The 7,637-nt window shown below is 66.2% G+C and carries 10 protein-coding genes; 7 read left to right on the top strand and 3 right to left on the bottom strand.

The genetic code is table 11. The features are described 5' to 3' along the window. Positions 1-173: 173 nt before the first annotated feature. From NV2_RS27670 to NV2_RS32495, 3 genes are read left to right on the top strand one after another with little or no spacing between them, the layout of a single operon-like run. Positions 174-911, top strand: coding sequence for a rhomboid-like protein (locus NV2_RS27670; RefSeq protein WP_067880851.1), 738 nt, complete (start codon positions 174-176; stop codon positions 909-911). A gap of 46 nt (positions 912-957) precedes the next feature. Beyond that, positions 958-1,671 (top strand): endonuclease NucS, encoded by a 714-nt coding sequence (gene nucS / locus NV2_RS27665; RefSeq protein ID WP_067880816.1) that lies wholly within the window; start codon positions 958-960, stop codon positions 1,669-1,671. A gap of 7 nt (positions 1,672-1,678) precedes the next feature. After that, on the top strand, positions 1,679-1,981 hold the full coding sequence (locus tag NV2_RS32495; RefSeq protein ID WP_067880813.1) for an Rv1322 family protein: 303 nt from the start codon (positions 1,679-1,681) through the stop codon (positions 1,979-1,981). 8 nt (positions 1,982-1,989) lie between these two features. Here NV2_RS32495 and NV2_RS27655 read toward each other — a convergent pair whose 3' ends face one another. Beyond that, positions 1,990-2,790, bottom strand: coding sequence for a helix-turn-helix domain-containing protein (locus tag NV2_RS27655; RefSeq protein WP_067880810.1), 801 nt, complete (start codon positions 2,788-2,790; stop codon positions 1,990-1,992). 131 nt (positions 2,791-2,921) lie between these two features. Here NV2_RS27655 and NV2_RS27650 point away from each other — a divergent pair, with 131 nt between their 5' ends. After that, complete coding sequence (locus NV2_RS27650) at positions 2,922-3,347, top strand: hypothetical protein (protein WP_067880807.1); 426 nt, start codon at positions 2,922-2,924, stop codon at positions 3,345-3,347. Between the two features lie 108 nt (positions 3,348-3,455). Here the strand turns inward: NV2_RS27650 and NV2_RS27645 are convergent, their stop codons facing one another. Then, positions 3,456-4,448, bottom strand: coding sequence for a hypothetical protein (locus NV2_RS27645; RefSeq protein WP_067880804.1), 993 nt, complete (start codon positions 4,446-4,448; stop codon positions 3,456-3,458). 86 nt (positions 4,449-4,534) lie between these two features. Next, positions 4,535-5,005 (bottom strand): methylmalonyl-CoA epimerase, encoded by a 471-nt coding sequence (gene mce / locus NV2_RS27640; protein WP_067880801.1) that lies wholly within the window; start codon positions 5,003-5,005, stop codon positions 4,535-4,537. Between the two features lie 111 nt (positions 5,006-5,116). Between mce and NV2_RS27635 the strand changes: the two genes are divergently transcribed. From NV2_RS27635 to NV2_RS27625, 3 genes are all read left to right on the top strand, one after another. Then, positions 5,117-6,298, top strand: a complete 1,182-nt coding sequence (locus NV2_RS27635) for an acetyl-CoA C-acetyltransferase (RefSeq protein ID WP_067880798.1) — start codon at positions 5,117-5,119, stop codon at positions 6,296-6,298. Between the two features lie 69 nt (positions 6,299-6,367). Then, positions 6,368-6,721, top strand: a complete 354-nt coding sequence (locus NV2_RS27630; protein WP_067880796.1) for a DUF3817 domain-containing protein — start codon at positions 6,368-6,370, stop codon at positions 6,719-6,721. Positions 6,722-6,782: 61 nt separating this feature from the next. After that, the gene (locus NV2_RS27625; RefSeq protein WP_067880793.1) at positions 6,783-7,631 is read left to right on the top strand and encodes a tetratricopeptide repeat protein; all 849 of its coding nucleotides are present in this window, start codon (positions 6,783-6,785) and stop codon (positions 7,629-7,631) included. The last annotated feature ends 6 nt before the right edge of the window (positions 7,632-7,637 follow it).

The following is a 7,637-nucleotide window of genomic DNA, read 5'->3' as shown; positions in this document are numbered from 1 at the left end:
CCTCATTTCTGCACCCGGTGTCAATTCGGGTGTTCGGTACATACCTCTCACCTCGTCCGGCTTTCACAGGAGTTTCCTAACTAACTCCGAAGTTATTCGGGTAGTCCACCTGGATCATGGAGTTGTGGATCGACGCGCTCGGCGGCGGTCCCGGGTGACGGAAGGTGATCCGAATGGTCCTGCTCCAGGAGCCGGCGATGCGGGCAGCACTGGAACCCGGTCCACCCGCCCGTACCCTGACTTTGCGGGAGCGATTCAAGCTTCCGATGACCTACACCTACGGCGCGATCCTGATCGCGGTCACCGTGCTGGTCTCGGTACTCAGCGATTCCGAGCAGACTCGGGTGATCCAGCATGCCAGCACCAATCTGAACAATCTCGTGGCCGGGAGGTTCGGCACCCTGCTCTCCAGCGCCGTCGTGATCGGGGACGGGACGGCGGGCGCGCTCCTGATACCGCTGTTGGTATGCCTGCTCGTGCTCGCCGAATGGCGGTTCGGCGCATTGTCGTTACTGCGTATCTTTCTGGTCGGCCATATCGGCGCGACCCTGCTCGTCGCGTCCGGCCTGTGGGTTGCGGTGAGCGTCGACTGGATGCCCACGAGTATTTCCCTCGCCGAGGACGTCGGTGTCAGCTACGGCGCGCTGGCTGTGATCGGATCGCTGATCGTGGTGCTACCGAGCAAGTGGCGACCGACCTGGGCGATATCGCTGGGAGCGGTCGCGGTCGCGGCGCTGGTGATGGGACGAACCTTCACCAACGCCGGACATCTGATCGCTCTGTCGATCGGATTGCTCACCGGGTGGCTACTGCTTCGTAGTGGGCACGCCCGGGCGCCGCGCCTCAACCGGTACGAAACCGCGCTGCTCGTGGTTGCCGCCGTGCTCGGATATGTCTTGCTCATCGGGTGATCGCCCCGCGCCCGGGGCGGACCCGGGCAGGGCCTAGACTCGACCGGTGCGCCTTGTGATTGCTCGTTGCCAGGTCGATTACGTGGGTCGGCTCACCGCACATCTGCCGATGGCTCGTCGCTTGCTGATGATGAAGGCGGACGGGTCGGTGCTGGTGCATTCCGACGGCGGCTCGTACAAGCCGCTGAACTGGATGAGCCCGCCGTGCTGGTTGGAAGAACGCCCCGCCGATGCCGATACCGACGGTGATGCCGATGCCGATGCCGTTCCGGACAACCCCCGGCTGTGGGTGGTGACCAACAAGGCCGGCGAGGAACTCCGAATCACCGTGGAAGACATCGAACACGACTCCGCACACGAATTGGGGGTCGACCCCGGGCTGGTGAAGGATGGTGTGGAAGCGCACCTGCAGAAGCTGCTGGCCGAACATATCGGCACTCTCGGTGAGGGCTATACCCTGATCCGTCGCGAATATATGACAGCCATCGGACCCGTGGATATCCTGTGCCGCGACGCCGACGGCGCCACCGTGGCGGTGGAGATCAAACGACGCGGGGAGATCGACGGCGTCGAACAGCTCACCCGATACCTGGAACTGCTCAACCGGGACCCGTTGCTGGCGCCGGTGGCCGGCGTCTTCGCCGCCCAGCAGATCAAACCGCAAGCGCGGACACTGGCGACCGATCGTGGTATTCGCTGTGTAACACTCGATTACGAAGCGCTGCGCGGTACCGACAGTTCCGAATTCCGGCTGTTCTGAGGCGATCGTGCCCCGCCGCAAACCCACCCCGAGGTCGTCGCGATCCGCGCGGCGGCCTCGCCCGATCGGTGATGTGTTCGGCCGGACCGAGGACGGCCCGGGCGGAGCGGAAACCTATGTGGTGCGGGCGATCCCGGGTTCGCGGGCAGTGAAGACCTACCGCTGCCCGGGCTGCGACCACGAGATCAGGCCCGGAATCGCGCATATCGTGGCGTGGCCGGCCGACGGGGGCGAAGGCGACCGCAGGCATTGGCATCGAGGCTGCTGGAACAGCAGGCATACGCGCGGAATCACGCGCCGCTGGTCCTGAGTCCGGCGCTACTGCTGCGCTCGGTGCCGTGCGGCGCGAAGGTGCAGGATGCGGGCAGTCTGCTCGTCTGCGGGCAGGAACGCCTCGAGATGAAGTTCGGCGATGGTGACGTCGGTGGCCGTGGCGAACGAGGTGAGGGTGGTGATCAGGCGCAGGTCACCGTCATCGGTCCGCAGGTGCAAGGGAACCGCGAAGCCGAGATGGTCGGGGCCGGGAGCGACGGCGGGTAAGTAGCCGGACAGTTCGGTGATCAGGGCGTCGACGGCGGGGTCGGGGGTGAGGGCCGCACGGTTGCGCAAGGAGTCGATGATGTGCCTGCCCCATTCCGGCAGGTTGACAACGCGGGGTGCGACGCCGCACGGGTGCAGAGCCAACCGCAGGACGTTGATCGGTGTCCGCAGCAGATGATCGGCGACCCCCTCTGTGAACAGGTCGAAGGCGGCATTGGCTGTCACCAGTTCACCGCGGGGACGCGCGACCAGCGCCGGGTAGGGCAGGTGTCCGTCGAGGACGGCTGTGATCGCCTCGCGCATGGGCGCCAGCGCGGGCGCGGCCAGATCGCTTTCTGGGAAGACGGGGGCGAAACCGGCGGACAACAGCAGATTGTTGCGGTCGCGCAGCGTCAGCTCGAGGGATTCGGCCAGGCGGACGACCATGGTGCGGCCCGGCTGGGACCGGCCCTGTTCGAGGAAACTCACATAACGCTGACTGGTCTCGGCACGAATCGCCAGATCGAGCTGGCTGACTCGGCGCAGCGTGCGCCAGTGCCGCAAGGTGGGGCCGAATACGGTGGACTGCGCCGTCGTCATGATATGAGTCAACCGCGTATGAGGGCGGCCCGCCATTCCCGCTCGGGTATGGCAGCCGGCGCTGACGAGCAGGCTGCGTCATTCCCTACGGGGAATCGCGGGGTGCCGTTGACCTCGGCAGAGTTCTCGTCATGAACAACAACGACATCGCTGCCCGCTATGTAGCGCTCTGGAACGAAGCCGAGCCCGCCACGCGCCGAGACCGGATAGAGAATCTGTTCGCTGTCGACGGTATGCAGCTGCTGGTGGACCCGCCCGCCGAAGCCCGCGAGGCCGCGGCCGATCTGGCCGTTTCGACGGCCCCGCTCGGTGTGCACGGTTACGACGCACTCGATCGGCGCGTCACCCGGGCGTACGAAATGTTCCTCGCCGGTGGTGAATATGTCTTCGCAGCGGCCGGGCCCGCGGTCGAACTGCCCGCGAACACGGTCGGTGTCGCGTGGACGATGAACCGCCGCGACGACGGCACGCCGCAGGGCGGCGGTTTCGACCTGCTAGCGCTCGACGGTGACGGCCGAATCGTCTTCGATCACCAGTTCATCGAGGGGACGCGGTGAACGCCCTACGGGTGTGAGCTGCCGACGAACGCGAGAAAGGCCGCTCCCGCGGGTACGGGAGCGGCCTCGAAACGGGTGGTGAGTGTCGCCCTGAGGGGGTGGCGCGGATCAGCTCGAGACTTCGGCGCTTTCGCGCTCTTCGTCGGAGGTTTTCTCTTCTTCGGCCTTGACCTCGGGGATGGCTTTCTGCCGGTTCGATCCGGACTGCTTACCGGACAGTGACCGCTGTTCCGGTGCACCGTCGAGCAGTTCGCTCTCGCGGTTCACCGCGGCGAGCATCGCCGGAACGGAATCGAGCTGGCCGCGAATTCCCAACAGCTGGGCCAGGACCCGGCCACGCAGCACGCGCATTTCCTCGGCCAGTTCCTTCGCGTGCGCGATCTTGCGCTCGGCGGACTGGCTGGCGGAGGTGACCAGGCGGTTGGACTCGTCGGTCGCTTCCTTGATGCGCTGGGCGGCATCGGCGCGGCTGGAGGCCTCGAGCTCCTCCATGGCCTTGGTGAGCTTGGTGCGCTTCTCGGCCATGGTGGCCTCGAAATCCTGCTGGGCGGCCTTGCGCTTGGCCTCGGCTTCCTTGGTGATGCGGGTGGCATCGGCCTGGGCGGCCTCGACGATCTTGGTCGACTCCGTGCGCGCGTTCGACAGCGTCTGCTCGAATTCGACCTCCAGCGCTTCGCGCTTTTCCTTGGTCTCCGACAGCAGCGACTCGTACTTGCCGCGCATTTCGGTGGCCTGCTGCTCGGCGATGGAGATCATCTCGGCGGCCTCGGCCTGGGCCTGGGCACGGACTTCGGACGCCTCGTCGGATGCCAGGCGCAGCATGCGCGAGATACGGTCGCTCATGCCTTCCGCCGTGGTGGGTGGCACCGACAGACGATCGACTTCCTTGCGCAGCTCGTCGATTTCGTCGCGGGCGTCCTCCAGCTGGGCGGCCAGGTTCCGCGCCTGAGCGGCCGCTGCATCGCGATCTGTTGCGGTGACCCGCAGCTCGGCGTCGAAGCGGTCGAAGTAATTGCGAACTTCGTCGCGGTCATAGCCCTTGCGGACTACTGTAAAAGGCAACGCGACGAAGCGATTGCGATCGGGCTCAGTGGACGACATGCCCCACAAACTACAGCCTGACGTACCACCATGGTGAGTCGACTGCGAATGTCGTTATGAACCTTTTTCGCGCCCGGAAGCCGGTACTAGTGAGTAGGATTCGCCGCCGGCTCGACGAGTTCGACGAGCACACCGCCAGCATCCTTAGGGTGTACGAAGTTGATCCGGGAATTGGCGGTGCCGGCGCGGGGTGCGTCGTACAGCAAACGCACACCTCGGCCCTGCAGGAAGGTAGCTACCGCGTCGATATCGGTCACCCGGTAGGCCAGTTGCTGCAAACCGGGACCGTTGCGGTCGATGAACTTGGCGATGGTCGATTCCGCGTTGATCGGCGCCAGCAACTGCAGAGCAGTCGCATCGTCGCCGGACCCGGGCAGTGACAGCATCGCCTCGTGGACGCCCTGGGCGTCGTTGACCTCCCGATGAGTCTCGACCATGCCGAGATTGTCGGAGTACCAGGCGACGGCGGTGTCGAGATCCGGCACGGCGACGCCGACATGGTCGACGGCGATGACGTAGTCGGCAGGGATAAAAGCGGACGTATCGGTATTGCTCACTCCTCGACGGTAGCGCGCACCTAATCTGTGCCGCCGCGACGGCACAGGTTACCGTTGGGTACGAGCGCGGCTTGTTCCGGTCGCCCCCGAATTCGAGAAGCGAGGTTCATCGTGGCCACCACCTCTGTCATCGTCTCCGGCGCCCGCACGCCCGTCGGCCGGTTGCTCGGTGGGCTCTCCGGATTCAGCGGTTCGGACCTCGGCGGCTTCGCGATCAAGGCGGCTCTGGAGAAGAGCGGCGTCACCGGTGATCAGGTCGATTACGTGATCATGGGGCAAGTGCTGACCGCTGGTGCCGGGCAGATTCCGGCGCGCCAGGCCGCCGTCGCCGGTGGTATTCCGATGACTGTGCCGGCGTTGACGCTGAACAAGGTCTGCCTGTCCGGTATCAATGCGATCGCCCTGGCCGACCAGCTCATTCGGGCCGGTGAGCACGAGATCGTGGTGGCCGGTGGCCAGGAGTCGATGAGCCGGGCGCCGCATATGCTCGAGAAGAGTCGCGAGGGTTTCAAGTACGGCGATGTGACCCTGCGTGACCACATGGCCTACGACGGGCTGCACGACATCTTCACCGATCAGGCGATGGGCGCGCTGACCGAGTCCCGCAACGCCGGCGACGGTATCGGCCGCGCGGAACAGGACGCGTTCGCCGCCGCCTCGCACCAGAAGGCCGCGGCTGCGTGGAAGAACGGTGTCTTCGCCGACGAAGTGGTGCCGGTGCCGGTGCCGCAGCGCAAGGGCGATCCGATCGTGGTGAGCGAGGACGAGGGTATTCGCGCGGATACCACCGTGGAGTCGCTGGGCAAGCTGCGGCCGGCCTTCGCCTCCGGCGGCACCATCACCGCGGGTACCGCGTCGCAGATCTCCGACGGTGCGGCCGCGGTCGTGGTGATGAGCAAGGAGAAGGCGCAGCAGTTGGGGCTGGATTGGATCGCCGAGATCGGTGCCGCCGGTGTGGTCGCGGGCCCGGATTCCACGCTGCAGCAGCAGCCGGCCAACGCGATCGCGAAGGCGTGTGCGCGTGAGGGCATCGCACCGGCGGATCTGGACCTGGTGGAGATCAACGAGGCGTTCGCCGCGGTCGGTATCGCTTCGGCCCGCGAACTGGGCATCGACCAGGAGAAGGTGAATGTCAACGGTGGCGCGATCGCGATCGGGCACCCGCTGGGTATGTCGGGTGCGCGCATTCTGCTGCACCTCGCCCTCGAGTTGAAGCGGCGTGGTGGCGGCGTCGGCGCAGCGGCACTGTGTGGCGGTGGCGGGCAGGGCGACGCACTGATCGTGCGGGTCTGACCGGCCGGTCCCTGTGGCGTGACCCACACCGGCTACGACACTGCGTAGTCGTTGGGCACAATGGAGCCCATGGGCGAATTCTTCGACGTGAGCACCGTGGCCAAACGAGTGCGATTGTTCGGTCTGCTGGAGGCGCCGTCCTGGGCGCTGTTGCTGCTCGGCTCGGTGCTCAAGCGACTGCCCGAGCCCATTACCTGGCCGGTGATGGTATTCGGGATGTTGCACGGTCTGATTTTCGTGCTCTATGCGATCAGCCTGCTGCTGGCGTGGCGTGAGTTCGGGTGGTCGCTGAAGACGGCGCTGCTCGGCCTGGTGTCCTCGGTGGTGCCGTTCACCTCGCTGTGGTTCGAGCGTTGGGCCATTCGTTCCGGCCATTTGGGTGAGTTGAGCCCGACCACGGTGCCGGTTCCCGCTACGTCGTGACAGACTGGATGTCGTGACTCGACCTGCTGCACGTCGTCCCTCGCCCGCCGCGGCCGCCGCAATGTCCGGCGCGGTGGATCTGTCCGCACTCAAACAACCGGCCGCCACGGATGTTCCGGGCGATCATGCCGTGACCGAGGCCGATTTCGAGACCAAGGTACTGCGGCGTTCGCTCGAGGTGCCGGTGGTCGTGGTGCTGTATTCGCAGCGCAGCCCGGGCAGTGTCGATCTGGTCAAGCTGTTCGAACGGCTGGTCGGCGAGGCCGGGGACACCTGGGAACTGGCCACCGTGGAGGCCGAGCCGAATATGCGCATCGCGCAGGCCTTCGGCGTGCAAGGCATTCCCACCGTCATCGCGGTGGCCGGTGGGCAGCCACTGGCCGACTTCCAGGGCGCGCAGCCCGAAGAGCAGGTCACCCAGTGGCTGGCCGCGGTTGTCGACGCCGTCAAAGGCAAATTGTCCGGTGCCGCGGACGCGGAGGGGGAGGCCCCCGCGCCCGAGGATCCCCGGTTCACCGCGGCGGAGGAGGCTCTGGACCGCGGTGATATCGCCGGGGCCGAAGCAGCCTACGAGGCGATCCTGTCCCAGGAGCCGGCGAACGAGGAGGCCAAGGCGGCGTTGCGACAGGTACGGTTCTTCGGGCGGGCCCGGGAACTGCCGGCCGATGCCGTGGCCGTGGCCGACGCCGATCCGGGCAATATCGACGCCGCGTTCACCGCTGCCGATGCCGAACTGTTCAATCAGGCACCCGAGGCGGCGTTCGATCGGTTGATCGCGCTGATCAAGCGCACTGCCGGTGACGACCGCAATCGGGTCCGGACGCGACTGGTGGAACTGTTCGAGCTGTTCGACAACACCGACCCGCTCGTGGTCGCGGCTCGTCGGAAACTGGCGACAGCGCTGTACTGACCCGGG

It is taken from the genome of Nocardia vermiculata NBRC 100427, assembly GCF_001613265.1.
Classification (GTDB): Bacteria; Actinomycetota; Actinomycetes; order Mycobacteriales; family Mycobacteriaceae; genus Nocardia; species Nocardia vermiculata.
The sequence above is the reverse complement of the archived record's forward strand: the minus strand, read 5'-3'. Positions and strand labels throughout refer to the sequence as shown.